Below are 26,895 nucleotides of genomic sequence, written 5' to 3'. Positions count from 1 at the left end.
GAAATTACGGTTGTTACTGGTTGCCGCAGGCCGACACTGTGGTCGTGTCGAGCCAGGGCAGGTCGTGTCCCATCCGGTCCCGCTTGGTGCGCAGGTAGCGGAGGTTGTGCTCGCCCGCCTGTACGGGCATCGGCTCCCGGCTCGTGACCTTGAGCCCGTGCCGGACGAGCGCGTCGGTCTTGTCGGGGTTGTTGGTCATCAGGCGGACGCTCGCCACCCCGAGATCGTCGAGGATCTGCGCGCTCGCGCCGTAGTCCCGGGCGTCCGCGGGCAGGCCCAGCTCCAGGTTGGCGTCGAGGGTGTCCCGGCCGCGCTCCTGAAGCTCGTACGCGCGCAGCTTGGACAGCAGACCGATGCCGCGCCCCTCGTGACCGCGGAGGTAGACCACGATGCCCCGGCCCTCGGCCTGGATGCGCTCCATGGAGGTCTGGAGCTGGGGGCCGCAGTCGCAGCGCAGCGAGTGGAAGACGTCGCCGGTGAGGCACTCGGAGTGGACGCGGACGAGGACGTCCTCGCCGTCGCCGATCTCGCCGTGGACCAGGGCGACGTGCTCGACTCCGTCGGCGGTGGAGCGGTAGCCGTACGCCGTGAACTCGCCGAAGGAGGTGGGCAGTTGTGTCTTGGCCTCGCGGCGGACCGTGGGCTCGGCGGTGCGGCGGTAGGCGATCAGGTCCTCGATGGAGATGATCGTCAGGCCGTGCTTGCGGGCGAAGGGGATCAGCTCGGGGAGGCGGAGCATGCGGCCGTCCTCCCCCGCGATCTCGACGATCGCGCCGGCCGGGCGGAGGCCGGCGAGGCGGGCCAGGTCGACTGCGGCCTCGGTGTGGCCGTTGCGGACCAGGACGCCGCCGGGCCTGGCACGCAGCGGGAAGATATGGCCGGGGCGGACGAAGTCGTCCGCCCGGGCGCTGCCGTCCGCGAGGAGCTGCAGCGTGGTGGCACGGTCGGATGCCGAGATGCCGGTGGTCACACCGTGAGCGGCCGAGGCGTCCACGGACACCGTGAACGCGGTCTTCATCGACTCGGTGTTGTCGTCGACCATCTGCGGGAGCCGGAGCCGGTCCAGTTCCTCGCCCTCCATGGGGGCGCAGATCAGTCCGCGGCACTCGCTCATCATGAAGGCGACGATCTCGGGGGTCGCCTTCTCGGCGGCGATGACGAGGTCGCCCTCGTTCTCCCGGTCCTCGTCGTCGACGACCACGACCGGGCGGCCCGCGGCGATGTCCGCGATGGCCTTCTCGACCGGATCGAGCGCGAAATCCGAGGCGTCTTGATCGTGGCCCGTGCTGTACCAAACCGGCGCTGTAGTCATGCCGGGGCTCCTTCCAGGACGGGCTGCCCGGCCTTGCGGGAGCGCAGCCACCAGTCGCGCATGCCCCACAGGACGAGCGCGCCGTAGACGACGTAGACGAAACCGGAGAAGGCGAAGCCGTTGGCGAAGTTGAGCGGGACGCCCACCAGGTCGACCAGCAGCCAGGCGAACCAGAACTCGACCATGCCGCGCGCCTGCGCGTACATGGCGACGATGGTGCCGACGAAGATGTAGGCATCTGGCCAAGGGTCCCAGGAGAGGGTCGGGTACGCCTTGAACAGGAGGCCGACCGCGAGGGTGCCCACGGCGGCCGCGCCGAGCAGCGCGCCGCGTTCGCGCCAGGTGGCGAACCGTACGGCGATGGAGCCGTCCTGCGCCTGCCCCTTGCCGCGGTTCCACTGCCACCAGCCCCACGCGGCGACGACCATGACGACGACCTGCTTGCCGGCGCTGCCGGACAGGTGGGCCGTGGCGAAGGCCGCGAGGAGGATGACACCGGACAGGAACTGGACGGGCCAGGTCCAGATCGAGCGCCGCCAGCCGAGCGCGAGGGCGACCAGACCGATCGTGTTGCCGATCATGTCCGACCACTTGATGTGCTGGTCGAAGAGCGTGAAGGCCTCGGAGTTGAGCCAGTTCACCGCGCCGCCTCCTTGGTGCCGAGGAGGCGCTCGACGTACTTGGCGATGATGTCGACCTCGAGGTTGACCGGGTCGCCGGGCTGCTTGAGGCCGAGCGTGGTCAGCGCGAGGGTGGTGGGGATGAGGCTGACGGTGAAGTAGTCGGAGCCCGCCTCGACGACGGTCAGGCTGATGCCGTCGACGGTGATGGAGCCCTTCTCGACCACATACCGGGAGAGGTCCGCCGGGAGCGAGACCTTCACGATCTCCCAGTTCTCGGACGGCCTGCGCTCGATGACCGCGCCCGTACCGTCGACATGGCCCTGCACGATGTGCCCGCCCAGGCGTGCGCCCACCGCGGTGGGGCGCTCTAGGTTGACGCGGGAGCCGACGGTCAGGGCGCCGAGGCTGGAGCGGTCCAGGGTTTCCGCCATGACGTCGGCGGTGAACTCGTCGCCCTCGTGTTCGACGACCGTGAGACAGACGCCGTTGACGGCAATGGAGTCGCCGTGCTGCGCACCTTCGGTGACTACAGGGCCACGAAGTCGGAAGCGTGAGGCGTCGCCGAGATTCTCGACGGCGGTGATCTCACCCAGCTCTTCGACGATTCCGGTGAACACTTCCCGGGTCCTCCTGCCTCATAGGGCACGGACTCCGGGGCCTGTCGATGACGACAGAATGAAACGGACTGCGACACCGGGACGATGCCGAATGAGACTCGTCCCGTCAGGACAAGTCGAAACAAACGGCAGCGCGCACGAATGCCCGCCCGCCGCGCACTGCCTCCCATCCGGACTTTAACCGTCGGTCCAGGAATTTCACCTGGTCAACCGGCCGCTGGAAGCGACCGGGTCGCGGACTGTAACCGCCGGTTCGGACTTTCACCGACCCCGGAGTGCGCTGCTTCTGGTACATGGCCAGTGTGCCACGCCTGATCGACGCCCATGCGGGCGAATGTCTGTGGGCTGGCTCACAGGCCGGATGAGTGGACTTCTGCGGGGTCGCACCTCCGGTCAACTCCGGCGTCAGGGCGCCCGCTTGGGCCTCCGTGCCATCATCCGCGACCGATATTGGTCCATACCTATTGACCGCACTGGTCTAGTCCTCCTAGGGTCGCGATCATGGCTCCGCGAGCATCGGCGGGGCTGTCACGAATTGCCGCACCCGCCCCCCGATCGGCCCGGCGGCGGTGACGGAGGCCCTTGCCCCGCCGCCGGGCCTCCAAGCCCGGCCTCCGCCGCGGTCTACCGAACAGGCGGCGCGAACAGTTCGTCCTGTGCGCCGTCGCGCGCCGTGAGCAGCGCGCCGCGCAGCACCGCGCCCCCGCCCAGCACGCTCGCGCGCACCTCCACGGGCAACGGAGACATCCCTACGAGCCGCTCCGCGACCAGCGCGGCGAGTACGTCCCCACCGGCCTGCCCGACCTCACCGCCCAGGACCACGCAGCCGGGGTCCAGCACGGCGACGACGGAGGCGGCACCGATGGCGAGGCGGTCGGCGAGGACATCGAGGAAACGTCCGGCGGGCTCCTCCGCGTGCGCACCGACCGCCTTCCTCACCAGCGCCGCCGCGTACGGCTCGTGCGGCACCTCCTCCGCCACGAGGCCGTACTGCGCAGCGAGCCCCGCGATCGCCGCCGCCCCGGCGAGCGAGTGGAAGCCGCCCTCGCAGTCCGTCGCCGACGGCAGGGTCGCGGTACCCGGCACCGGCAGGAAGCCGATCTCGCCGGTGCCGCCGGAGGCACCGCGCCGGAGGGCGCCGTCAAGGACGACGGCCGCGCCGGTGCCGTGGCCGAGCCACAGCAGCACGAAGGTGTCGCGGTCGCCGGCGGCGCCGTCGCGCTGTTCGGCGAGGGCGGCGAGATTCGTCTCGTTCTCGACCAGGACGCGGGCGGTGGGAAGGCGCTCCTGAAGGGCGGCGACCAGGCGGCGGTGCCACTCGGGAAGGCCGGAGGAGTCGCGGAGCTCGCCGGTGGAGGGGTCGATGAGGCCGGGGGCGCCGATGCCGACGGTGTGCAGCCGCTCGGCTCCGGCCTCCTTGGCCACGCGCTCCACCAGCGCCACCGCCTGCTCGACGGCCGGCCCGGTGCCCGCGTCGTCCGTGATGGGCACCGAGGCCCGCGCGAGTTCGGTGCCGAGCAGGTCGGAGACGACCACGGAGACGCCCTCGGTGCGGACGTCGAGGGCCGCCAGGTGCGCCCGGTCGGCGACGATCCCGTACAACCGCGCGTTCGGACCGCGCCGCTGCGACCCCGACTCCCCCACCACCGCGATCAGCCCGGCGGCGGCGAGGCGCTCGACGAGGTCGGCGACGCTGGGCCGGGACAGTCCGGTGAGCTGCTTCAACTGCCCTGCCGTCAAAGGGCCCTCCTGCTGCATGAGGCGCAGGGCGAGGCGGTCGTTGATGGCCCGGGCGGTGCTCGGAGATGCGGGCATGCCGGGATCCTTCCAGATCAGTGGGGGCACGGAGCCCCCGGTCCGGTTCCCCGGCCGTAAATTCTCTATTTATCAGGCAGGGTGCCTGATAGTTTACGACGGCAGTGCGGGGAGGACGTCCAGGAGGGGCAGCGGCACGATGAGTGAAGTGGTCTACGACATGCGCGAGTTGAAGCGCGCACGGTACGCCGTGGCCGCCGTGTTCGCGGTGCACGGCGCGGTCACCGGGTCCTTCGCGACCCGCGTGCCGTGGATCCAGGACCATGCGGGGCTCAGCACCGGCCAGCTGGGGTTCGCGCTCGCCTTCACGGCGCTCGGCGCGTCCGTCTCGATGCCGCTGGCCGGCCGGATCAGCCACCGCTTCGGTTCCCGCGCTGCCCTGCGCGGCCTGATGGCACTGTGGACGCTCGCCCTGATTCTTCCGTCGCAGGCGCCGAACCTGCTCGGTCTGTGCCTGGCGATGTTCACCTTCGGCGCCACGGCCGGCATGGCCGATGTCGCCATGAACGCACTGGGCGTCGAAATCGAGCGCGGGCTCGACAAGTCGATCATGTCCAGCCTGCACGGCATGTGGAGCGCGGGCGCCCTGATCGGCTCGGCAGGCGGCACACTCGCCGCCCACCTGGGCTCGGACGCGCGCGTGCACCACGCGCTGGCGGCGGCAACCCTCACCGTCCTCGGAGTGGTGGCCTGCCGCTGGGTGCTCGACCTGCAGCCCACCGAGGACGAGGAGGCACCGCCCCGGTTCGCTCTGCCGCCGCGGTCGGCGCTGCTGATCGGCGCGGTCGGGTTCTGCGCGGTCTTCGCCGAGGGCGCGAGCCTGGACTGGTCGGCGGTCTATCTGCAGGACGAACTGGGCAGCTCGGCCGGTCTGGCGGCGGCGTCGACGACCGGCTTCATGCTGACCATGGCGGTGGCCCGGCTCGTGGGCGACGCGGTGGTGAACCGCTTCGGCGCGGTACGCACCGTACGGGCGGGTGGTGTCCTGGCCGTACTGGGTGGGCTGCTGATCGTCGTCGCGGATCACCCCGCGGTCGCGATGAGCGGGTTCGCGCTCCTCGGCCTCGGCATCGCGGTCGTGGTCCCGCTCTGCTTCGCGGCGGCGGGCCGCAGCGGCCCCAACCCCAGCCAGGCCATCGCGGGCGTCGCCACCATCACGTACACCTCGGGTCTGGTCGCGCCGAGCGTGATCGGCTCGCTGGCGCAGGCGACGAGCCTGATGGTGTCGTTCGGTCTGGTGACCGTGCTGGCCGCCGGGCTCGCCGCCTTCGCGGGTGTGCTGCGCGCCGGCGACCGGGACCGGCCGAAGGTGGTCAGCCCGCCGAGCGCAGCAGTTCCCGACCCACGGCCCTGAACGGGTCACTCCAGGGCGCCGGGCGCAGCGTCCCGGCGTCCAGCCGGACAAGCACCCGCGTGCCGTGCGCGTACGTCAGCGCGCCATCGTCCGAGCAGAAGCGGAAGCCGTACGTCAGTCCGGTCGTCCCGAGCCGCTCCAGCCAGAGGTGGACTGCGTACGCGCCGGGACGGTTCACCGGGGCCTCGTAGCTGATCCGCAGCTCCTTGACCGCGTTGCAGAAGTCGCCCGCGGCCTCCCAGTCGCCCTCGTAGCCGCCGAAGCCCCGCTCGTTCCACAGCGCCGTCCAGGCGCGCTCGACCAGCACCGGATAGCGGGCGTTGTGGAGCAGTCCGAGCGCGTCGAGGTCGTCGAAGTGGACGGTGACGGGTATGAGCCGCCCGTACGCAATGGCAGGGGCGATCGGGGCTTCGGCGGTCACGGGCGGGGCTCCTGAGGCGTACGGGACGGGAACGCATGGCTGAAAACAACACCCCCATCCTAAGCAAACGCTCAGAAGCCCCCGGGGCTGAGTGACCAGCTCCCCGGAGCCGAGTACTCAGCCCGCTATCGAGTCCAACTGCTCCGCGGCCGGCCGCAACGCCCACAGGTCGCCGCCCGGGGGCGTTTCCAGCTTCGGAACCGCGGCTCGCGCCGCCTTGTCTCCGGCGTCGGCCGCCGCGTGCACGACATCGCTGGCCGCGAACCGGTAGAACTCCAGCTCCGGGTACGGCCACGGCTGGGCCCCGGTCGCGGCGGGCAGCAGATAGTCGACCGCCTTGAACAGGCTCTGGCCGTCCGGTCCTTCGTAGGACCAAAGATTCACGCCGACGTGCCGTCCGATGGCCGCGAGCCGGGTGTAGGCGACCAGGTCGAAGGTCGAGTAGTGCCAGCTGCGGGTGCGCGCCAGCTCCTGGGGCTGACTGCCGTCGGCGGCGATCTGCGGGTCGATCCGCTTGGCGCGCGCGTCCAGGACGGTCCGCCGTGCGAGATCCCTGTCGCCGGTCGCGTACGCCAGGCCGGCGAGCAGCATGTCGTAGAAGGTGCCGTGGTTGTTCTTGGCGGCGCCCTCCTCCTTGCCGAAGGCGCCGTCGGCCAGCCAGTCGCGGAAGTCGGTGTTCCAGGCGAGCATTTCGGAGCGGTCGGTCCTCGACCAGCCGGGGGCGCCCGTGTTCAGGATCGCTATGGCGTCCAGGACGCTCGTATAGGACTGCGAGAAGTCGATGATGCCGATGGCCCGGCCGTCGTACTTGCAGGGGATGAACTGCCCGTGGTTCAGGTTGGGGTTCATCCGGGTGCCGGGGTCGAGGAACCAGGTGCGCAGGACGGAGGCGGCCTTCTCGGCGTACTTCTTCTTGCCCGTGTAGTACCAGGCGAGCGAGAGGTCGTACGTCGAGTCGAAGACTTTCTCGACGTCCTGGCGGTCGGTGCCGGTGTCGACCTCGGGATTGCGCTGGCCGTCGCGCTGGACGTAGGGGCAACCCCAGGGATTGTCGGCGGTCTTGGGCTGGGAGGGCCACCAGTAGGGGGCCTGGCTGAGGTAGTCGTGGACGTCGCCACTGGGGGCGGGTCTCGGCTTGTCGACGACCGTCCAGGGGCCCTGGTCCAGCCACTTGTCGGCGCGGGCTGTCAAGTACCCGAGCGTGCGATTGAGTTGGGGATCGCCGCGGTCGAGACGGACCTTGGTCTGCTGCAGCCGGGCGCCGTCGAGGACCGCGGTCTTCGGGACCTTCGGCGCGGCATGAGCCGCGGCGGAGGGGACGACGACGGCTGCCAAGGTGACCACGGCCGCGAGCACCACGCCCAGTCGAGGTCTTGCACTCATCAGACACTCCGATCATACATATGAACGTAGTTCACGAGTAGGACCGTGCGAGCGTAGGGCCGCTGGTTACCCCTGACAATGGTCCGGACCGATTCACGTACAGAGAAAGCGATCCCTCACCATGGACCTCGGCGTGCGCTGGAAACTGCACGGCGACGGGCGAACGCCCGCCCCCGGAGCGGTCGTCCGCCCCGATGAACGCCTCTCCTGGCCGCGCACCTTCGGGCTCGGCGCCCAGCATGTGGTGGCCATGTTCGGGGCGTCCTTCGTCGCACCCGTCCTGATGGGCCTGGACCCTAACCTCGCGATCATGATGTCCGGCGTCGCGACGGTCATCTTCCTGCTCGCCACCCGCGGCCGCGTGCCCAGCTACCTCGGCTGCTCGCTCTCCTTCGTCGGCGTCGCCGCGGTGATCCGCGCGCAGGGCGGCACCAGCGCGACGGTGACGGGCGCGGTCTTCGTCGTGGGCGTCGCGCTGTTCCTGGTGGGTCTCGCGGTGCAGCGGTTCGGGGCGCGCATCATCCACGCCGCGATGCCCCCGATCGTGACCGGCGCGGTCGTCATGCTGATCGGCTTCAACCTGGCGCCGGTGACCGCGTCCACGTACTGGCCGCAGGACCAGTGGACGGCGCTCCTCGTGATGGCGTTCACCGGTCTGGCCGTCGTCTGCCTGCGTGGTTTCTGGTCACGGATCGCGATCTTCCTGGGCCTGATCTTCGGGTACGGGATCTCCTGGGCCTTCGACCGGATCTTCGGCCGGATCCACTCGGTGGACGCGAGCGGCAAGCTCACCGACCACTGGCGCCTGGACCTCTCGGGCGTGGGCAAGGCGGACTGGATCGGCCTGCCCTCCTTCCACGGCCCGTCCTTCCAGTGGTCGGCGATCCTCGTCGCGCTGCCCGTCGTCATCGCCCTTGTCGCCGAGAACGCGGGCCATGTGAAGGCCGTCGGCGAGATGACCGGCAACCCGCTGGACGACAAGCTGGGCACCGCGATCTCCGCGGACGGCGTCGCGTCGATGCTCTCCACGGCGGTCGGCGGCCCGCCCAACACCACGTACTCCGAGAACATCGGCGTGATGGCCGCGACCCGCGTCTACTCGACGGCCGCCTACTGGGCCGCCGCGGGCTTCGCCCTCCTCTTCGGCCTCTGCCCCAGGTTCGGCGCGATCGTCGCGGCGATCCCGGGCGGCGTCCTCGGCGGCATCACCGTCATCCTGTACGGCATGATCGGCCTGCTCGGCGCCCAGATCTGGCTCAACGCCCGGGTGGACCTGCGCAATCCGCTGAACCTGGTGCCGGCCGCCGCGGGCATCATCATCGGCGTCGGCAACGTGACCATGACGTTCACGGACACCTTCTCGCTGAGCGGGATCGCGCTCGGCACGGTCGTCGTGATCACCGGGTATCACGCGCTGCGGGCGATGGCTCCGGCCCACCTCAAGACGCAGGAGCCGCTGCTCGACGAGGGCACCTCGTCCTACGACAAGGACTCGGACAAGGACTCCGACCAGGACTCCGGCAAGGGCTCTCAGGTCGCCAAGTCGTAGGCGTACGAGGGCGAGAAGGTCCCCGGCGTGCCCTTGCAGCCGTCCGACTCGCCGGGCAGCTTCACCCACAGGTAGGCGTCGATCCGTGCCTCTCCGGTGCTCAGGGTCGGCGCCTGTCCGATCCTCCGGCCCGACGGATCGCACCACTCGCCGTCGGCCGGGGCGCCGTTGCCGTTCCGGCTGGTGTCGATGACGGCGCCCAGACTCGCCGGGCCGCCGAGAGCGGACAGCACCTCCCGGGCGTACGCGATCTCCGCGCTCGTACGGTGGAAATTGGACACGTTGGTGAAGACGCCGTCGGAGGAGGCGGCCGAGGCGGCGCCCGCCTTTTTGAGGAGCGCGGCCTGGGTGGCGGCCGGGTTCCAGTCGGAGTGGCCGGCGTCGTAGTAGACGCGGGCCCTGGGGTGCGCGGCCTTGAGGACGCGGCCGGCGCGGGCCAAGGAGGCGGAGCGGTCGGCGCGTTGGCCGGCGGAGAGGCAGCTCGCCTGGGCGAGTGAGTCGGGCTCCAGGATGACGATGACCTCGCTGGAGCCGAGCCCGGCAGCGAAGTTGTCGATCCAGCCGTCGTACGCGTCGAGGTCGGGGGCCCCGCCCTCCGACGCGCCGCCGCAGTCGCGCCCCGGGATCGCGTACGCCACGACGACCGGGACCCGGCCCTGCGCGGCGCCGCCCGAGGTGACCGCTCTGACCCGCGCGGTGATGGTGGACGGCGTGAAGTCGGCGAACCAGACCGCGGCCGGGCGGTCGGCTATCCGGGACTCGATGACCGAGCGCCGGGAGTCGCCGGGGTGTGCCGCGACCCAGTCGAGGACCTGGGACTCGGGGTGGCGGTAGAGCCCGGCGGAGGCGGCCAGGGTCTCCGTCCTCTTCTTGGTTGCGGACGGCTTCGGGCTCGGTTTCGGTTTCGCCGAGGCGGCGGACTTCGACGGGGCCGGTGAGGCCGAGGTCGGGGTGGGTGACGGAGTCGGTACGGCGGGCAGCGGCAGGAGACTGGGAGCGCGGGTCACCAGGGGTTTGGCGTCGTCGGAGGGGCGCCCGTCGCCGAGCGCGGACATCATCCCTGTGACGCTGCCGACCGCGACCACGACCGAGGCCGCCGCGACCATGGCACCGCGCCGGGCGGCACGCCTGCGCTCGGCCCTTCGTACGGCCGCGCGCTGGGCACGTAAGCCTGACACGTACTGCTCCCCCCACTCCCGCCACAGACGTGTTCCCCCGTTCTGGGGAAGCGTCCGGCCCGGCGGCACTGCGGTCAGCCTAGGACTGGGACGCTGCCTCCATGGCGCTGTTGGAACACTTCACCACTCCCGTAGACGCGGTCGTCTCCCGTATGCGCACCCTGGACGCGACCCTCCCGGAGCGGGACGGGGTCGCGGTGTTCAACCGTGTCTACCTCGCCGTCACCGAGGAGCTCGACCGGCGCCTGGACGCCGGGGAGTTCCCGGATCCGGAGGCCGCGATCACGCTGGACGTCCGCTTCGCGGAGCGCTATCTGAGGGTGGCCGAGGAGGGGCGGGCGCCCGCCTGCTGGCGGCCGTTGCTGCAGTTCCGGCGCCATCCCGGGGTACGCCCGCTGCAGTTCGCGCTCGCGGGCATCAATGCGCACGTCGGGCACGATCTGGCGCTCGCGGTCGTGGACGCCTGTCGTACGCTCGGCTGCGAACCGGCCGAGCTGGAGGACGAGTTCGACCGCGTGGGCGATCTCCTCGTTTCGCTGGAGGAGCGCATCCGCGAAGAACTGATGCCGGGGCCCGATCTCCTTCAGATCGCCGATCCGCTGACCCACCTGCTCGGCTCGTGGAGCCTGGACCGGGCGCGCGACGCCACCTGGTCGGCCGCCCGGGCCCTGTGGGCGCTGCGCGGACTCCCCGAGCTCGCCGAGGAGTTCGGCGACCGCCTCGACGCCGCGGTGGGCTTCGCCGGGCGGATGCTGCTCACACCGATGCCGGACTGATCGCCCGGCGCCGGGCGCCCGACCTCTGGCATCAGTCCTCCGGCATCAGTCCTCCGGAAGCTCCACCGGCGCGATCTCGTCGTAGACGTCGCCAGGACCGGGGTTGGTCGGGTCGGTCCCGCCGCCCAGCTGGTGCATGACGCCCCAAACGGCGTTCAGGGCGGTCTGCACGGCACCCTCGGCCCAGCCGGCGGTCCAGGAGATGTCGTCACCGGCGAGGAAGATGCTCCGCTTGTCCTCGGGCAGCGAGTCCTGCATGAAGTGCGTGAACAGGCGCCGCTGGTAGCGGTAGTGGCCGGGCAGGTTCGCCTTGAACGCGCCCATGAAGTAGGGCTCGTTCTCCCAGGACACGGTCACCGGGTTGCCGATGACGTGCTTCCTGATGTCGACCTTCGGGTAGATCTCGCCGAGCGACTTCAGCATGACCTCCATCCGCTCGTTCGCGGACAGCGGCAGCCACTTCAGGCTGTCGTCGCACCAGGTGTACGAGAGGCAGATGACCGCGGGCTTGTCCGGACCGTCGTCCAGGAGGTAAGTCCCGCGCGTCATACGGTCGGTGAGGGTCATCGACATCACGTCGCGCCCGGTCTCCTCGTCCTTGTCCAGCCAGAACGGCCGGTCGACCGGCACGAAGAGCTTGCTCGACTCCATGTAGTGCGTGCGCTCCATCGCCGTCCAGTGGTCGATCGGGAAGAGCGAGTCGTCGCAGGCGATCTTCGAGAGCAGCAGCCAGGACTGGGCGGTGAAGATCGCCGCCCGGTAGGTGCGGATGTCGCCGTTCGCGTCCGTCACGGTGATCCGGTTGCCGGACGTGCGGTTCAGCCGAGTCACGGCCGGACGCGGGGTGCCGTCGTGCAGCGTGGCCAGCGACGTGCCGTACGCCCAGTGCACGATCTTCTCCGGCTCACGCTCCCACAGTCGCAGCGGCAGCTGCTGGGAGCCGCCGACGATGCCGCGGTGGTGGTCGTCGGCCTCCGTGTAGACGACGCGCAGGATTTCGAGGATGGAGTTCGGGAAGTCGGTGTCCCAGCCGCCCGTGCCGAAGCCGACCTGGCCGAAGATCTCGCGGTGCCGGAAGGACTTGAAGGCGTCCGAGTCGCAGAGGAAGCCGTAGAAGGTCTGGTTGTCGAGCTTCTCGACCAGCTGGGACCAGATCTCGCGGATGCGCGGGACATCGCGCTCGCGCATGGCCTGGTTCATGTCGGAGAAGTCGGCGCCCTCTTCGAGGCAGGCGTTCCAGGCGGTCGCGACATCGCGGTAGACCTGCGGCAGGTCGTCCACCGTCTCGGCGTAGTGCGACTCGCCCTTGAGGTCGACGACCGTCGAAGGCGTGCACTCCGCGAGGGGGTTGGGGAACGGCCGGGTCTCCAGGCCCACCAGGTCGATGTAGTGCTGCAGGGCCGTGGAGGAGGGCGGGAAGCGCATGGCGCCCATCTCGGCGGTGAGCGAGGGGTCGCAGCCGTCGAAGCCCACCGTGCGCAGCCGTCCGCCGATCTGGTCGGCCTCGTAGACGACGGGCTTGAGCCCCATCTTCATCAGCTCATAGGCCGCCACGATGCCGGAGAGGCCGCCGCCGATGACCGCGACCTCGGTGCCGTGCTCGGTCGCGGGTATCTGGCCGAGGCCCGCGGGGTGCGCGAGGAAGTCGTCGTACGCGTACGGGAAGTCCGGGCCGAACATGGTGATCGGCGGCTGCTGCACGTCGGCGTGCTGGACGGCGGTGGGCACGGTGGACGTCATGGGGTACGGACTCCTTGCAGAAAAGCTTGGGGGAAGGCGAGGGGCAGACTTCAGACGAGGGACCCGTAGAGGCCGGGGCGGCGGTCCTTCAGATACGGGTTCGCCTCGCGCGAGGCCGCCAGGAAGGCGGGGTCGGCGTCCGCGAGGACCAGCTGCTCGCCACGGCCCGCCCGGGCTCGGGCGACCCCGTCGGGCCCGGCCAGTGTCGAGAGCCCGACGAAGTCGAACTCCCCTTCCTGGCCGGTGCGGTTGACGTACGCGACGTACATCTGGTTCTCGAAGGCGCGCACCGGCACGACCGACTCGGCGACGAACTGGAACGGGTGCATCTGCGCCGTCGGCACCAGCAGCAGGTCGGTGCCCGCGAGGGCGTGCGCCCGGACGTTCTCCGGGAACTCCACGTCGTAGCAGATCATGATCCCGACGCGCAGTCCGCCGAGCTCGGCCTGCACCACCGGCTGCTCGCCCGGGGTGAAGTGGTCCTGCTCGAAGCAGCCGAAAAGGTGGGTCTTGCGGTAGTTCGCGAGACGGGTGCCGTCGGCGGAGATCAACTGCGCGGAGTTGAAGACCGCGTCTCCGGCGCGCTCGGGGTAGCCGTAGGCCACGGCCACTCCGTGGCGGGTGGCGATCTCCGCGATCGCGTCCGCGGAGTCGCCGTCCGCGGGCTCCGCGAGGTGCGCGATGTCGTCGCCGATCGCGTACCCGGTCAGGAACATCTCCGGCGCCACCAGCAGCCCTGCGCCCGCCGCCGCGGCACGGCCCGCGGCCTCATCGAGAACCCTGAGGTTCTCGACGACCGAGCCGGGGCGGCCGGAGCTCTGGAGCAGGGCTGTGCGCATGCGTGTTCCTTGCCGGTACGGAGGGGTTTGGGGGGCCTGTTAGACGGTACGGGCGCGGGGGGCGGGGGGACAAGGAGGAGCCGTTGCGCGGCCGTGGGCGATCCGTTGCGTGGGTGGGGGGCCTGGCAGCGATTCGTTGCGCGGGCGGTGGGCGGCGAGTTTTTCGGCCCCTCCGCCCCTACCCGTCCCTTGTTCCTGGGGCTCCGCCGCAGACCCCGCTCCTCAAACGCCGGAGGGGCTAACCCCTAGCCCGTCCGGCGTTTGAGGACGAGGCCGTCCAGGCCGAAGCGGGGGTCTGGGGGCGCAGCCCCCAGGAACGGGACGGGTAGGGGCGGAGGGGGCGAAAAACGCCTTACCTCAGCCCGAACGTCGTGATCACCGCCGCATGGTCCGAAGGCCAGTCGTTGCCCGCGACGTCGGGCCACGCCCTCGGGCTGCCGCAGACGAAGACACGGGAGTCGAGCACCCGCAGCCCCCGGTACAACACATAGTCGATCCGGTCCTGGGGCTCAGACCGCCCACTGCCGTCCTCGTGCTCGGCATGGACCGGGGACCATGTGTGGCCAGGGTCACGGACAGGGTCCGGGTGGACCTCACGGTACGAATCACGCAGCCCCGCCTCCTCCGCAGCCTTCGTGACGGGCCACTCGACATCGGGCCAGTCCAGGTGCGAGGGAGCGTTGAAGTCCCCCAGCAGCAGAACAGGCGTACCGGCATCCGAAGAGTCCGCAATCCCGCGGAGGATCTCCCGCATTTGGGCAAGCCGCACACCCTCGTGAGCGATCAGATCCGCCGCCGGGAGCCCGTCGAAGCACGCCTCGTACGGCCCGTACGGCGTGTAGTCGAGATGGGCGCTCCAGACGGCAACCTGCTGCCCGCCGTCGAGCTGGATCCGCACCCCGGTCCCCCCGTAGAAGCCGACGTCCGGGTCCCCGAGACGAGAAACGATCGGGTACCGGCTGATGATGCCGAGGTTGTCGCCACCCCGGTGGTGGTGCCACCCGAGCGCACCGGCGAGCTCCTGCGCCGCCGTGCCGTACGTCTCCTGGAGTGCGACCACATCCACCCCCGTCTCGGCGATGACCTTGAGCTGCTTCTCCCGGTGGTCGTCGACCTTCGTACCGCCGTACCAGAGGTTCCAGCTCATCACCCGCAGCTCACGGGGCGCGACCATGGCCCGCAGCCGCGCCGGGGTCACCTCCTCCAGGCTGGCGAGGACGGTGCGGCCGGGGGCGGGGGCGATCGGTGCGAGCGAGGGCACGGCGAGCACGGCGCAGCCCGCCGCCTCGGCTGAGCTGACGCCCGTCTGGGTGTCCTCGACGGCCACGCACGCGGCGGGGTCGACACCGAGGGCACGGCAGGCGGCGAGGTAGGGGTCGGGGGCGGGCTTCGTGCGCTCGGTGTCGTCGGCGGTGACGGAGACGGTGAGGCGTCCGGCGCCGAGGGCTTGGAGGACGGTGTCGGCGACGGCGCGCGGCGACGCGGTCACCAGGGCGGTGGGTACGCCCGCACGGGCCAGCGAGTCGAGCAGTTCGAGCGCGCCGGGCCGGGGCACGATGCCGGTGCGGACGCGGTCGGCGAACTCCCGGTGCAGTTCGGCGGCGATCCCCTCGACAGGGGCCCCCGTGATGCCGCCCAGCCACGCCGCGGTGTACTCGACCGGGCGCCCGAGGACCTCCGGCTGATCGGCCTTCGTCAGCCGGCGCCCGAGTCCGTCCGCCACCTGCTCCACCGCCTCCCACCACAGCCGCTCGGTGTCCACGAGCGTGCCGTCCATGTCGAACAGGACGGCCTGGAGGATGGGTTGGGGGGTGGTGCGGTGGGTCACGGAACTCTCTTTCACTCAACAGGGGCCCGAGTGGGCCCGACCGGGGGTGGTTCAGTTGGTGCGCGCGGCGACCAGTACCGGCCGCTCCGGCAGACTCACCGTCACCGCGGCACCCGATCCGAGCGACGCGGCTTCGTGCGTCGGCAGATCGGCCTTGACCTCGGTGGCGTCGGCGAGCCGCACGGTGACCCGGATGGCCGCCCCGAGGAAGGCGGTGGCGACAACCCGGGCGTCACCCGTGTCGTCGGCCCGTACCCGTACCGCCTCGGGCCGGACGAGCACATCCACCACATCCCCCTCCGCCACGGCGGGTGCCTCCCCGTCGACGGGCAGCCGCTGCCCGAGCACGTGGACCGCGCCTGCGTCCAGCCGCCCCGGAAGGCGGCTCATCGTGCCGACGAACTCGGCGACGAACGCGGTGGCGGGCCGACCGTACAACTCGGCAGGTGCGGCGCACTGTTCGAGCTGCCCGGCCCGCATCACGGCGACGCGGTCCGCCATGGACAACGCCTCTTCCTGATCGTGCGTCACGAACAGTGTGGTGATGCCGAGTTCCTGCTGAAGCCGGCGGATCTCGTCACGAAGGCTGAGCCGCACCTTGGCGTCGAGGGCGGAGAGCGGCTCGTCGAGCAGCAGTACGCGCGGGCGCAGGGCGAGTGCGCGGGCCAGCGCGATGCGCTGCTGCTGGCCTCCGGAGAGCTGGTGCGGGAAGCTCTCCCCCTTGTCGGCGAGTCCGACGAGGTCGAGCAACTCGGCGGCTCGGGCCCGCCGTTCGGCCGTACGGACCTTGCGCATCCGCAGTCCGAAGGCCACGTTGTCCAGGGCGCTCAGGTGCGGGAAGAGGCTGTACGACTGGAAGACCATCCCGGCGTCGCGGCGGTGCGCGGGAACGCGGGTGACGTCCTCGCCGTCGACCAGCACCTCGCCGGAGTCGGGGTGTTCGAACCCGGCGAGCATGCGCAGCGCGGTGGTCTTGCCGCAGCCGGACGGGCCGAGCAGGGCGAGGAGTTCGCCGGGCTGCACGGTGAGGTCGAGCCCGTCGAGGGCGACGGTCGAGCCGAACTCGCGGCGCAGGCCCCGGAATTCGACGGTGGCGGCCTTCTCGGACTTCTCGGATGTTTTCTGAAGCGTGGTGACAGTCATGGGTTCATCCCCGGGAGGCCGAAGCGGATGCTTTGGAGGAGCGGCCGCCGAACACGGCGAGCGAGAGGAGCAGCGCCCACGTGACGAGCAGGCTGAGTACGGACACGGCGACGGACAGCTGCGCCTGCGAGCCGCCGACGCTGTAGATCCACACGGCGAAGGGCTGGAAGCCGAGCAGCTGCGCGACCGTGAACTCGCCGAGGACCAGCGCCAGTGTGAGGAAGGAGGCGTTGAGCAGCGCCCCGCGCAGATTGGGCAGCACGACCCGGACCAGCGCCTGCGGCCAGGGCGCGCCGCAGCTGCGGGCGGCCTCGACGAGGGTGCGTACGTCGACGGCGCGCAGCCCCGCGTCCAGCGCCCGGTACACGAACGGCAGCGCCATCACGACGTACGCGAGGACGAGCACGAACGGGAAGCTCGGGTTCTGGATCGCCACGAAGGTCTGGAACAGCGGCGTACGGGAGAGGTGTTCGGGGCCCCACTTGAGGACGGTGGAGATCCCGGCGACGAACGCGATCGGCGGGACGACCAGCGGCAGCGAGCACACCACCTCGACGACCGGCCGCAGCCGGGGCGCGCCGAGCCGCAGCGCGACCATCGCGGGCACCATCAGGAGCAGCACCACGGCGATGGTGGCGAGGGCCAGTTCCAGCGAGAGCAGCAGGCTGGAGGTGAAGCCCTCGGTGGAGACGATCTCGCTGTACGCGTCGAAGGTGATTCCCTGCCCCGGCACGTCCACGGTGAAGATCACGGACGCGCCCAGCGGCACCAGGAAGTACAGCGCGGCGAGGGCCAGGACGGCCCACCGCCAGAGGTTCAGGCGAGCCATCGCGCGCTCCGTCGTTGCAGGGGCAGGTACACGGCCATCACCACGCCCGCGATCAGGACCATGTCGAGGCTGAGCGCGAGCGCCACGTTCTCCTGGCCGACCAGGACGTTGCCGGAGATGGCGTCGGCGATCTGCAGGGTGACCAGCGGAACCGCGCTGCCCACCATCGCGGCGGCGGTGGCGTACGCGGCGAACGCGCTGCCGAAGAGGAGCACGAAGCCGCCGAGCAGCGAGGGCGCGAGGACGGGAAGGGCCACGTGCCGCCAGTACTGCGTGGAAGTGGCCCCGTTGTTCTGCGCGGCCTCGCGCCACTGGGAGCGCAGTCCGTCGAGGGCGGGTGTGATGGTGAGGACCATCAGCGGGATCAGGAAGTACAAGTAGACGATGACCAGACCCCAGAAGCTGTAGAGGTTCCAGCCCTTGTCGCTCAGGCCGAAGTGCCGGGTCAGGACACCCGCGTTGCCGAGTGTGGCGACGAACGCGAAGGCCAGCGGGACGCCGCCGAAGTTGGCGAGGACGCCGGACGCGGTGAGCACGGCCTCGCGCAGCGCGCGGAAGCGGGAGGTCACCACGGCCTGGGCGAGCGGCAGTCCGAGGACGGTCGCGATACCCGCGGAGACGGCGGACAGCTTGACGCTGCCGACCAGGGCGGTGAAGTAGGCGCCCTGCAGCGAGTCGGTCAGATTGGCCGTGCTGTACGAAGTGGCGCCGGTCGTCTGGTCCTTGACGGTGAAGGCGCCGTTCAGCATGGCGAGAGCGGGGATCCCGAAGGCGATCGCCACGACGACGAGCAGCGGGACGACGGGGAGCCAGCCGGCGACGCGGCGCCCGCGCTTTTGGGAAGCGGCGGGCACCACGTCGGCCTTGGCGAGAGTCGCGGTCATCCGGAGACGGCCTTGCCCCAGCCCTGGGCCAGGACTTCCTTGGCCTTGCTCTGCTGGTCCTCGGTCGGGAAGCTCGGCGTGCCGGAGACCTCGGGAAGCTTGGCGGCGGCGGTCTTGTCGAGCGTGCCGGCCTTCTCCATGGCGGTCATCAGGGCCGGGCGGGCGAACCCGGCGAGCCAGAGGTTCTGGCCCTCGGCGCTGTAGAGGTACTCCTGCCACAGCCGGGCGGCCGCCGGGTGCGGGGCGTCCTTGTTGATGGCCTGGGAGTAGTACTGGGAGAACTTGCCGTCCTCCGGGACCGTAACCTTCCAGTCGACGCCCTTGGACGTGAACTCCTCGGCGTACCCGGCGTTCAGGTAGTCCCAGTCGATGCTGATCGGCGTCTCGCCCTTCTCGACGGTGGCCGGGGTCGACTCGACCGGCGTGTAGTTGCCGTTCTTCTTCAGCTCGGCGAAGAAGTCGAGGCCGGGCTGGATGTCGTCGAAGGAGCCGCCGTTGGCGAGGGCCGCCGCGTAGACGCCGCCGAAGGCCGAGCCGGACTTGGTGGGGTTGCCGTTGAGGGCGACCTGCCCCTTGTACTCCGGCTTCAGCAGGTCCTTGAAGGTGGTCGGGCAGGTCTTGACGCGCTTGGCGTCGCAGCCGATGGAGATGTAGCCGCCGTAGTCGTTGGTCCAGCGGCCCTGCGCGTCCTTCTGCCCCTCGGGGATGTCGGCGAAGGTCGCCACCTTGTAGGGCGCGAGCAGCCCCTGCTGGGCGGCGCTCAGCGCGAAGGAGCTGCCGAGGTCGAGGACGTCGGGGGCGCGGTCCTGGCCCTTGCGGGAGGTGACGGCGTTGATCTCGTCCTGGCTGGAACCGTCGGGGTTCTCGACCTTGATCTTGATGCCGTACTTCTTCTCGAAGCCGTCTATCAGGGCACCGTAGTTGGCCCAGTCGCGGGGCAGGGCGATCGCCTGCAGCGTGCCCTCCTTCTTCGCCGCCGTCACCAGGGCGTCGAGACCGCCGAAGTCCGCGGCCGAGGTCGCGGTGGCCGCGCTCTTGCCGTCGGCGGTGGTGGACTCTTCGGGGGCCGCGCCACAGGCGCTCAGGGCCAGCGCGGCGGCGACGGCGAGGCCGCCGGTGAGGACGGCGGTCCTCGGCAGGAACACGGTCACGGTCTCTCCAGGAGTACGCACGAGGGTGTGATGAAGCCGGAAACTTGTCTGAACAAGTTGGCCTCAGTAGGCCCGCCCTCGATGTCGTGTTCGTAAACACTGGCGAAACCCTGACCCCTGATTCCCCGGACAATCCCTGCCCACACGTGTCACCTCCACGCCTCGACTAAGGTGATCACTCTGTGCACAGTCACCGAATCAGAGGGGAAGCATGCCGGCGCGACACGAGGAGATCGCCGAGGAGCTGCGGCGGGCGATCGACCGCGAGGAGTACACCGTCGGCAGCCTGCTCCCGGCGGAGACCGAACTCGCGGCGCAGTACGCCGTCTCGCGCGGCACGGTCCGCCAGGCCGTCGCGTCCCTGACCGCCGAGGGGCTCATCGGCTCACGCCAGGGCGCCCGCCGCGTGGTCCTGGCCGGCCGCCGCAGCCAGAGCTTCGCCGAGCTGCGCAGCTTCGCCCAGTGGGCGCGCGCGATGGGGCGGGAGGCCACCGGCCATGTGGTGACACAGGAGCGCCGCCCGGCGACGGCGGAGGACGCCGTGCGACTCCAACTGCGCGAGAACACCACGGTGTTGCACGTGCTGCGCGTCCGCGGCCTGGACGGCGAGCCGGTCCTCCTGGAGCGCACCGTGTACGCCGACTGGATCTCCCCCGCCGTCGAGGCCATCGAGCCCGACTGCCCCTCCGTCACCCAACGCCTCTTCGAGGACTCGGGCCTGGTCTTCGCCTACGGAGAGCACGTGATCGACGCGGTGGCGGCAGGCGCCCAGGACGCCGACCTCCTCGACGTCCGCCGCACCAGCCCTCTCCTACGAGTCCGCCGAGTCACCACAACCCGCGAAGGACGCCCGGTGGAATGGTCCGACGACCGCTACCGCTCGGACGCGGTGAGCTTCAGCGTCCACAACTCGATAGGAAACAACGCGCTGGCAAGAAAAACAGCGGAGTAACGGCAACTTGGAAACGCCCCAAGCAGGAGCGCCCCGTCAGGGGCGCGGGGAACTGCGCGACCAGCCCCCACGCACCCGCAGCGGAGCAACTACGTGGGCGACCCCGAAGAAAACCGTCGCAGCAACGGCGAAAGCACCAGCACGGACTTCGTCCGCTCCACGAACGACTCCCCCGCAATCCGCTCCAGCACCCGCTCGAAGTGCCGCATGTCGGAGGCGAAAACCTGCACAACCGCATCCGCGTCCCCGGTGACGGTAGACGCGGCCACCACCTCCTGATACCGCTCCAGCCCCCGCTGAATGGTCTCCGGCGAGGTGTTCCGTCGGCAGTAGATCTCGACGAACCCCTCGGTCTCCCACCCGAGCGCCGCCGGGTCCACCCGCACGGTGAACCCGGTGATGGCCCCACTGGACCGCAGCCGGTCCACGCGCCGCTTCACCGCGGGCGCGGACAGGCCGACCTCTTGCCCGATGTCGGCATAGGAGCGCCGCGCATCCTCGGCGAGGGCGTGCACGATGCGTTCGTCGAGATCGTTCAGCACTGCGGGTGGTTCACTTCTCTACGGTGGCGATACGGGACCGGCGGTAGCCGTAACTGAAGTAGAACACGAGCCCCACGGCCATCCAGACCCCGAAGACCACCCAGGTGACGGTGTCGAGGCTGCCCATCATCCAGACGCAGAAGGCGAAGCCGAGGGCGGGCAGCACCGGCGACAGCGGCACCCGGAACGTTCGGGGCATCTCGGGACGGGTCCGGCGCAGCACCACGACCGCGATGTTGACCAGCGCGAAGGCGAAGAGCGTGCCGATGCTGGTGGCGTCGGCGAGCTGGCCGAGCGGGATCGCGGCGGCGAGCACTCCGCAGAACACCGACACGATGAGGGTGTTGGCACGGGGCACACCGCTCTTCGGGTGAACGCGCGAGAACACCTTGGGCACGAGCCCGTCGCGGGACATGGCGAAGAGGATGCGGGTCTGGCCGTAGAGCACGGTCAGGACGACGCTGGCGATGGCGATGACGGCACCGGCGGCAAGCAGCGTGCCCCAGAAGGCGTCGCCCGTGACGTCCTTCATGATCCCGGAGAGCGCCGCCTCCGAGTCGGTGAACCGCTGCCAGGGCATCGCGCCGACAGCGACGGCCGCGACGAGGACGTACAGCGCCGTGACGATGATCAGCGAGAGCATGATGGCGCGCGGCAGGTCGCGCTGCGCGTTCGTCGCCTCCTCGCCGGCCGTGGAGGCGGCGTCGAAGCCGATGTACGAGAAGAAGAGTGTGGCCCCGGCGGCGCTGACACCCGCCATGCCGAGCGGCATGAAGCTCTCGTAGTTGCCGGAGCGGAAGCCCTGGATGCCGATCGCGCAGAACAGCAGCAGCGCGGCGATCTTCACCACGACCATGATCGTGTTGGCGCGGGCCGACTCACGGGCGCCGCCGAGCAGGAACGCCATCGCGAGCAGCACGACGATCAGCGCGGGCAGGTTGAAGATGCCCCCGTCGCCGGGCGGCGCGGAGAGCGCGTCGGGGATGGTGACGCCGATGGTCCCGTCGAGCAGCTCGTTGAGGTACTCGCCCCAGCCGACGGCCACGGCAGCGACCGAGACGCCGTACTCCAGGACCAGACACCAGCCGCAGATCCAGGCGATCAGCTCGCCCATCGTTGCGTACGCGTACGAGTACGAGGACCCGGCGACCGGGATGGTGCCCGCCAGCTCGGCGTACGAGAGGGCGGAGAACAGCGCCGTGAGGCCGGCGATCACGAAGGAGAGGGTGACTGCGGGGCCGGCCTTCGGGACGGCCTCGCCGAGGACGACGAAGATGCCGGTGCCGAGGGTGGCGCCGATGCTGATCATCGTCAGCTGCCACAGTCCGAGGGAGCGCCGGAGCGAGCCTCCCTCGCCCTGGCCACCCTCGGCGACCAGACGTTCCACGGGCTTGCGGCGCATGAGGCGCGCGCCGATGCCCGGGGACGGCGGGGCGGGCGAGGTGCGGGACTGCGGGGGTGCGCCTTGGTCGAGCACGCGGGTGGCTCCTTCATCGCTGCCGGTCGGAAAAGGCGGAGACCGGCGGCACCCCTGACAGCAGGGACCCGCCGAGCGGAGTCCCCGCCACACTAAGTACAGCGATTGACCCTATGAGTCCGGGCTTCGCGGGCGTAATGCAGCAACCTTGCGCGTCTCCGCAAGATCGTTGCGTTCATCGGGGCTCGGCGCATGATCGTTGCGCGGGGCCTTTCGATGGTTGCGCAGAGCCTCTTTCAGCAGCCGTACGCGGCTTGGCGAGCCGGTGGGAGAGAGCCGGGGGCAGCCCTCCTCCGACCCTCCTGCGACGGCTCGCGTCAGCCCCCCTCCGGAGCCCCCGCGACGGCCCGCGCCCGCGCCACGTCGTCCTCGTCGAAGCCCATCTGCCCGGGCCGCCCGAACGCCTCCGCCTGCGCGTCGATCCAGCGGGTGTGCGCCTCCCAGGCGGCCTGCTTGCTGGTGCCGAGCGCCGCGCCGATCTGGGACCAGGAGGCGCCCGCCTCGCGGGCCGCACGGACGGTGAGCTGACGCCCGTATGCCGCCTTGCGGGCCACCACCTCGCTCAGCGCGAGGGCTTCGAGAAGCCCGGCCCGGTCGAGCGCCTCGGCGTCGCTCCCGGCCCCGGCGAGCGACTCCCGCACGCGCAGCTCGTCGAGGCGGGCCACGGCGGTCAGCAGGGTGTGCTGCGGCTCGATGCTCTGTGGTGTCGTCATGCCCTCAGCGTCGCGTCAAGCGAGCTTGACGTCAAGATGGCCTGACGAACAGGGCAGCCGCACGCCGACGGCCCCCGTGGTCACACCACGGGGGCCGTACGAGAACGGGGAAAGCCGCCGTCAGCTCCAGCTGGCGTGCAGCGGCTTGCCCTCGGCGTAGCCGGCCGCGCTCTGGATGCCCACGATCGCCTTCTCGGCGAACTCCTCGAGCGAGTTGGCGCCCGCGTAGGTGCAGGAGGAGCGGACGCCCGCGATGATCGAGTCGATCAGGTCCTCGACGCCCGGACGGGACGGGTCGAGGAACATCCGCGAGGTGGAGATGCCCTCCTCGAACAGGGCCTTGCGGGCACGGTCGTACGCCGACTCCTCGCTCGTGCGGTTCTTGACCGCGCGGGCGGACGCCATACCGAACGACTCCTTGTACAGGCGCCCGTTCGCGTCCTGCTGAAGGTCGCCCGGGGACTCGTACGTACCCGCGAACCACGAGCCGATCATGACGTTGGACGCGCCCGCGGCCAGCGCCATCGCGACGTCGCGCGGGTGCCGTACACCACCGTCGGCCCACACGTGCTTGCCGTACTTCTTCGCCTCGGCGGCGCACTCCTTCACCGCCGAGAACTGCGGCCGGCCGACGCCGGTCATCATGCGGGTGGTGCACATGGCGCCGGGGCCGACACCGACCTTGATGATGTCCGCGCCCGCCTCGATCAGGTCGCGGACGCCTTCCGCGGCGACGATGTTGCCCGCCGCGATCGGCACCTGCGGGTCGAGCGCGCGCACCGTCCTGATGGCGCTGATCATCGACTCCTGGTGGCCGTGCGCCGTGTCGATGACGAGCGTGTCGACGCCCGCATCGAGGAGCTGCTTGGCCTTGCCCGCGACATCGCCGTTGATGCCGACGGCGGCGGCGATGCGCAGCCGGCCGTTCGCGTCGGTGGCCGGCGTGTACAGCGTGGCGCGCAGGGCGCCCTTGCGGGTCAGGATGCCCGCGAGCCTGCCGTCCTTGTCGACGGCGGGGGCGTAGCGACGGTTGGCGTGGTCCAGCTTGTTGAAGGCCTCGCGCGGCTCGATGTCCGCGTCGAGGAGCAGCAGGTCCTTGGACATGACCTCGGACAGCTGCGTGAAGCGGTCTACGCCGGTGAGGTCGGCGTCGGTGACCACGCCGACGGGGCGGCCGTCCTCGTCCACGACGACGCCCGCGTTGTGCGCGCGCTTGGGCAGCAGCGCCAGCGCGTCGGCGACCGTCTGGTGGGGGGCGAGGATGATCGGGGTGTCGAGCACCAGGTGGCGCCCCTTGACCCAGGAGACGACCTCGGTGATGACCTCGATCGGGATGTCCTGCGGGATGACCACGAGCCCGCCGCGGCGGGCGACGGTCTCGGCCATCCGGCGGCCCGCGATCGCCGTCATGTTGGCGACGACCAGCGGGATCGTGGTGCCCGAGCCGTCAGGGGAAGCAAGGTCCACACCCTGACGCGAGCCGACCGCGGAGCGGCTGGGCACCATGAACACGTCGTCGTACGTCAGGTCGTACGGGGGCTGGATGTCATTGAGGAAACGCACGTGCTGCACATCCCGGTCGATCAGAGGTGGCCCCCGGACAGGTCAGCCAGGGGGAAGAGCACGTACTTCATTGTCCCATGTCGCCGTGTATGCACTGCCCGGGCCGATCCTCCAGACAGGCGTGCTCACGGCTTGTGGCATCCTCCGACACCGCGCCGATGACCGCCCGCTAGCGGGACTCGGCCAGCACCATCACCACGGCCAGCGGGGTGCCCGTACCCCGCCAGTGCGCCGCAGCGTCGGCGAAGATCTCTTGAAGGAGGCGCCAGTCCGCGGGCGAGAGAGCCGCGTACTCCTGCCAGCCCTGTACGAGGATCAGCCGGCCTTGTTGGGCGGGCCACCATTCGAGGTCGCCGAGGCAGTCGGCGAGGGCGTCCCAGTTGGCGCCGAACCAGTCCGGCAGGCGCAGCGCGGTGGCGCACGCCGTCATGAGCCCGGCCTTGTCCGTGACGCCCGCGAGGTCCAGGACCGCGGTCTCCCAGCCCGCCTTGCGCGCGGCTTCGAGCGCGGACTCCACGGGCAGCTGGGCGGGCCAGGAGAGGACACCGGCGGACGCGCTTCCTTCGAGCACCGGCGCGAGCGGGTCGTGCGTCATCTCAGCACCGCCCTGAACGACTTGTAGTGATCATCGGTGTAGTAGATCTCGCCGCCCTGCCCGGTGACAATGCGACGGGCTCCCCGATCACCCTCGCCGGGGGTTTTGACCGTGTATTCGTGGTAGTAGCCACGCTGGTGCTGCGGCAGCTCCCGCTCGAAGTTGCCGAAGACGGCACCGTCCTTGGCGTACGGGAAGGGGCCGCCCGCGTCGATGAGCGCGAGGGTGGCGCGGGCCTCAGCGGGAAGCCGGGACGCGGCGACCGTGGGCAGGTCCCCGGCCCAGGACGGGGTCGGCACATCCGCGAGGACGGTACTGGTGACGGTGGGCGACGTACCGCTGTCGGTGGACGCGCAGCCCGTGAGCAGCACACCGAGGCAGAGAACCAGCCCGGCAAGCAAACGGGGGACGAACCGCGGCAACATGACGTCGATGCTGCCACGGCCGCCCCCGCGCGGCGCGTCGTACGAACTCTCCGAAGCCGTCGAGATCCGTCCGATCCGGCCCCTCGGGACCCGCGGGATCCGCCCGACCCGCCCCTCAGGGCCCGTCCGGATCCGCCCGGTTCAGCGCAGGACGCGGTGTCGTCCCCGCCGTCATCAGATAGTCCGCGGCAGAAGTGTCCGTCACCAGGCTGGTGACGAGCCCGGACCGCAGCACCGCGTCGATGGCGGCGCCCTTGCGCTGACCGCCCGCGATCGCGACGACCTCGGGGATGCGGCGCAGCCGGTCCGCCTCGACGGTGATGCAGCGCTCGCCCAGGTCACGCCCGACCCGGCGGCCCTCGGTGTCGAAGAGGTGCGCGGACATCTCCGCGGCGACACCGAGGGTGGCGTAGTGGGCGCGCTCCTCCTCGGTGAGCATGTCGTGCACCGTGGAGATGCCCGCCTCCCAGGAGCCGATGGACACGCAGGCGACCGTCACCTTGTCGAAGTACTCGAAGGCGCGGGCGATCCCGGTCTGGTTGCGCAGCGCGGCCGCGGTGGCCGCGTCGGGCAGCAGCATCGGCGCGTAGATCGGGTGGGCGTCGCCACCCGACACCTGGGCCGCACGCCGTACGGCCTCCACCGAACCGCGTTCGGCGGTCCCGGCGTCGTACACCCCCGTCAGCTGCACCACCGTGCACGGCGGGAGCCGGTCGAGCGCCGCCGCCATGTGGATGGTGGAGCGGCCCCAGGCGAGGCCGAGCACATCGCCCTCGTTGACCAGCTCACCGAGCAGGTCCGCGGCGACCTCGCCGAGGTTCTCGGGGTCCGGCGACTCCTGGGCCTCGGCCGGGGACTCCACCACGACCGCGTGCCTCAGTCCGTACCGGGCGCGCAGCGCGTCCGAGCGCTCCGCGTCCAGTTCTGCGGGGACGCGGATCTCGATCCTTACGAGATCCCGTTCGAGAGCGGTTTCCAGGACCCGGGCCACCTTGAAGCGGCTGACGCCGAACTCCTCGGCGATCTGGATCTTGGATTTGCCCTCGAGGTAGAAGCGGCGGGCCATGGCCGCCGCCTGCACCAGCTCTGCGGGTCCCATCCGCATGGCTGACCGGCCCGCCGACATACCCGACACGGCGATCTCCTCACTGCTGTTCACACTCTGGATTCGCCGTTCATCCTCGCA

General features: G+C 70.6%; 25 protein-coding genes and 1 riboswitch. Of the genes, 4 read left to right on the top strand and 21 right to left on the bottom strand.

Translation table 11 applies throughout. The features are described 5' to 3' along the window. Positions 1-13 precede the first annotated feature (13 nt). The 4 genes from OG246_RS24825 to OG246_RS24810 form a co-directional block, all read right to left on the bottom strand. A complete protein-coding gene (locus OG246_RS24825) occupies positions 14-1,312 on the bottom strand; it encodes a bifunctional 3,4-dihydroxy-2-butanone-4-phosphate synthase/GTP cyclohydrolase II (RefSeq protein WP_266467735.1) in 1,299 nt (432 codons plus the stop codon). Next, entirely contained in the window at positions 1,309-1,953 is a 645-nt protein-coding gene (locus OG246_RS24820; protein WP_266467732.1) for a nicotinamide mononucleotide transporter family protein, read from the bottom strand. The genes OG246_RS24825 and OG246_RS24820 overlap by 4 nt, the downstream gene beginning before the upstream one ends. After that, positions 1,950-2,552: a riboflavin synthase gene (locus tag OG246_RS24815; RefSeq protein ID WP_266467729.1), complete on the bottom strand. Its 603-nt coding sequence runs from the start codon at positions 2,550-2,552 to the stop codon at positions 1,950-1,952. The genes OG246_RS24820 and OG246_RS24815 overlap by 4 nt, the downstream gene beginning before the upstream one ends. Before the next feature lie 152 nt (positions 2,553-2,704). Beyond that, positions 2,705-2,835, bottom strand: a riboswitch (FMN riboswitch). A 341-nt stretch (positions 2,836-3,176) separates the two neighbouring features. After that, on the bottom strand, positions 3,177-4,367 hold the full coding sequence (locus OG246_RS24810) for an ROK family transcriptional regulator (RefSeq protein WP_266467726.1): 1,191 nt from the start codon (positions 4,365-4,367) through the stop codon (positions 3,177-3,179). Between the two features lie 139 nt (positions 4,368-4,506). Between OG246_RS24810 and OG246_RS24805 the strand changes: the two genes are divergently transcribed. After that, a complete protein-coding gene (locus tag OG246_RS24805; protein ID WP_266467723.1) occupies positions 4,507-5,721 on the top strand; it encodes an MFS transporter in 1,215 nt (404 codons plus the stop codon). On the opposite strand, the gene OG246_RS24800 is transcribed toward OG246_RS24805, so the two are convergent. Together OG246_RS24800 and OG246_RS24795 are read right to left on the bottom strand one after the other, a co-directional pair. Next, on the bottom strand, positions 5,681-6,142 hold the full coding sequence (locus OG246_RS24800) for a thioesterase family protein (protein ID WP_266467720.1): 462 nt from the start codon (positions 6,140-6,142) through the stop codon (positions 5,681-5,683). The genes OG246_RS24805 and OG246_RS24800 overlap by 41 nt on opposite strands. Positions 6,143-6,259: 117 nt before the next feature. Further along, the gene (locus tag OG246_RS24795; RefSeq protein ID WP_266467718.1) at positions 6,260-7,525 is read right to left on the bottom strand and encodes an alginate lyase family protein; all 1,266 of its coding nucleotides are present in this window, start codon (positions 7,523-7,525) and stop codon (positions 6,260-6,262) included. Positions 7,526-7,646: 121 nt separating this feature from the next. On the opposite strand from OG246_RS24795, the gene OG246_RS24790 reads away from it, so the two are divergent. Then, positions 7,647-9,074 (top strand): uracil-xanthine permease family protein, encoded by a 1,428-nt coding sequence (locus OG246_RS24790; protein WP_266467715.1) that lies wholly within the window; start codon positions 7,647-7,649, stop codon positions 9,072-9,074. Here the strand turns inward: OG246_RS24790 and OG246_RS24785 are convergent. Next, the gene (locus OG246_RS24785; RefSeq protein WP_266470894.1) at positions 9,056-10,180 is read right to left on the bottom strand and encodes a glycoside hydrolase family 6 protein; all 1,125 of its coding nucleotides are present in this window, start codon (positions 10,178-10,180) and stop codon (positions 9,056-9,058) included. The genes OG246_RS24790 and OG246_RS24785 overlap by 19 nt on opposite strands. A 173-nt stretch (positions 10,181-10,353) precedes the next feature. Here OG246_RS24785 and OG246_RS24780 point away from each other — a divergent pair, with 173 nt between their 5' ends. Beyond that, a complete protein-coding gene (locus tag OG246_RS24780) occupies positions 10,354-11,028 on the top strand; it encodes a DUF5995 family protein (RefSeq protein WP_266467713.1) in 675 nt (224 codons plus the stop codon). 45 nt (positions 11,029-11,073) lie between these two features. Here the strand turns inward: OG246_RS24780 and OG246_RS24775 are convergent, their stop codons facing one another. The 7 genes from OG246_RS24775 to OG246_RS24745 all read right to left on the bottom strand — a co-directional run bounded on the left by OG246_RS24775 (position 11,074) and on the right by OG246_RS24745 (position 19,442). Then, complete coding sequence (locus OG246_RS24775; RefSeq protein WP_266467710.1) at positions 11,074-12,768, bottom strand: NAD(P)/FAD-dependent oxidoreductase; 1,695 nt, start codon at positions 12,766-12,768, stop codon at positions 11,074-11,076. A 50-nt stretch (positions 12,769-12,818) separates the two neighbouring features. Further along, a complete protein-coding gene (locus tag OG246_RS24770; protein WP_266467707.1) occupies positions 12,819-13,607 on the bottom strand; it encodes a carbon-nitrogen hydrolase family protein in 789 nt (262 codons plus the stop codon). Between the two features lie 352 nt (positions 13,608-13,959). Then, a complete protein-coding gene (locus OG246_RS24765; protein ID WP_266467704.1) occupies positions 13,960-15,435 on the bottom strand; it encodes an HAD-IA family hydrolase in 1,476 nt (491 codons plus the stop codon). 51 nt (positions 15,436-15,486) lie between these two features. Next, positions 15,487-16,578, bottom strand: coding sequence for an ABC transporter ATP-binding protein (locus OG246_RS24760; protein WP_266467701.1), 1,092 nt, complete (start codon positions 16,576-16,578; stop codon positions 15,487-15,489). Between the two features lie 4 nt (positions 16,579-16,582). Next, positions 16,583-17,407 (bottom strand): ABC transporter permease, encoded by an 825-nt coding sequence (locus OG246_RS24755; protein WP_266467698.1) that lies wholly within the window; start codon positions 17,405-17,407, stop codon positions 16,583-16,585. After that, positions 17,395-18,291 carry an ABC transporter permease subunit gene (locus OG246_RS24750; protein WP_266467695.1) on the bottom strand — a complete coding sequence of 299 codons (897 nt, stop codon included), beginning with the start codon at positions 18,289-18,291 and terminating at the stop codon, positions 17,395-17,397. Before OG246_RS24750 ends, OG246_RS24755 begins: the two co-directional genes overlap by 13 nt. Beyond that, entirely contained in the window at positions 18,288-19,442 is a 1,155-nt protein-coding gene (locus tag OG246_RS24745; protein ID WP_266467692.1) for an ABC transporter substrate-binding protein, read from the bottom strand. The genes OG246_RS24750 and OG246_RS24745 overlap by 4 nt, the downstream gene beginning before the upstream one ends. A gap of 211 nt (positions 19,443-19,653) precedes the next feature. On the opposite strand from OG246_RS24745, the gene OG246_RS24740 reads away from it, so the two are divergent. Continuing rightward, positions 19,654-20,394, top strand: coding sequence for a GntR family transcriptional regulator (locus tag OG246_RS24740; protein ID WP_266467689.1), 741 nt, complete (start codon positions 19,654-19,656; stop codon positions 20,392-20,394). Positions 20,395-20,483: 89 nt separating this feature from the next. On the opposite strand, the gene OG246_RS24735 is transcribed toward OG246_RS24740, so the two are convergent. The 7 genes from OG246_RS24735 to OG246_RS24705 all read right to left on the bottom strand — a co-directional run bounded on the left by OG246_RS24735 (position 20,484) and on the right by OG246_RS24705 (position 26,868). Next, positions 20,484-20,936, bottom strand: coding sequence for an Lrp/AsnC family transcriptional regulator (locus tag OG246_RS24735; protein ID WP_266467686.1), 453 nt, complete (start codon positions 20,934-20,936; stop codon positions 20,484-20,486). Between the two features lie 10 nt (positions 20,937-20,946). Next, entirely contained in the window at positions 20,947-22,413 is a 1,467-nt protein-coding gene (locus tag OG246_RS24730) for an amino acid permease (RefSeq protein ID WP_266467683.1), read from the bottom strand. 317 nt (positions 22,414-22,730) lie between these two features. After that, positions 22,731-23,126, bottom strand: a complete 396-nt coding sequence (locus OG246_RS24725; protein ID WP_266467675.1) for a hypothetical protein — start codon at positions 23,124-23,126, stop codon at positions 22,731-22,733. A gap of 120 nt (positions 23,127-23,246) precedes the next feature. After that, a complete protein-coding gene (locus OG246_RS24720) occupies positions 23,247-24,689 on the bottom strand; it encodes a GuaB1 family IMP dehydrogenase-related protein (RefSeq protein WP_266467672.1) in 1,443 nt (480 codons plus the stop codon). Positions 24,690-24,858: 169 nt separating this feature from the next. Continuing rightward, the gene (locus OG246_RS24715; protein WP_266467669.1) at positions 24,859-25,284 is read right to left on the bottom strand and encodes a barstar family protein; all 426 of its coding nucleotides are present in this window, start codon (positions 25,282-25,284) and stop codon (positions 24,859-24,861) included. Further along, a complete protein-coding gene (locus OG246_RS24710) occupies positions 25,281-25,709 on the bottom strand; it encodes a ribonuclease domain-containing protein (RefSeq protein WP_266467667.1) in 429 nt (142 codons plus the stop codon). The genes OG246_RS24715 and OG246_RS24710 overlap by 4 nt, the downstream gene beginning before the upstream one ends. Before the next feature lie 115 nt (positions 25,710-25,824). Beyond that, positions 25,825-26,868 (bottom strand): sugar-binding transcriptional regulator, encoded by a 1,044-nt coding sequence (locus tag OG246_RS24705; protein ID WP_266467664.1) that lies wholly within the window; start codon positions 26,866-26,868, stop codon positions 25,825-25,827. Between the last annotated feature and the right edge of the window lie 27 nt (positions 26,869-26,895).

The sequence above is a fragment of the Streptomyces sp. NBC_00620 genome, from assembly GCF_026341825.1.
Classification (GTDB): Bacteria; Actinomycetota; Actinomycetes; order Streptomycetales; family Streptomycetaceae; genus Streptomyces.
Note: the sequence above shows the minus strand (reverse complement) of the source record. Positions and strands in the feature narration are given on the sequence as shown.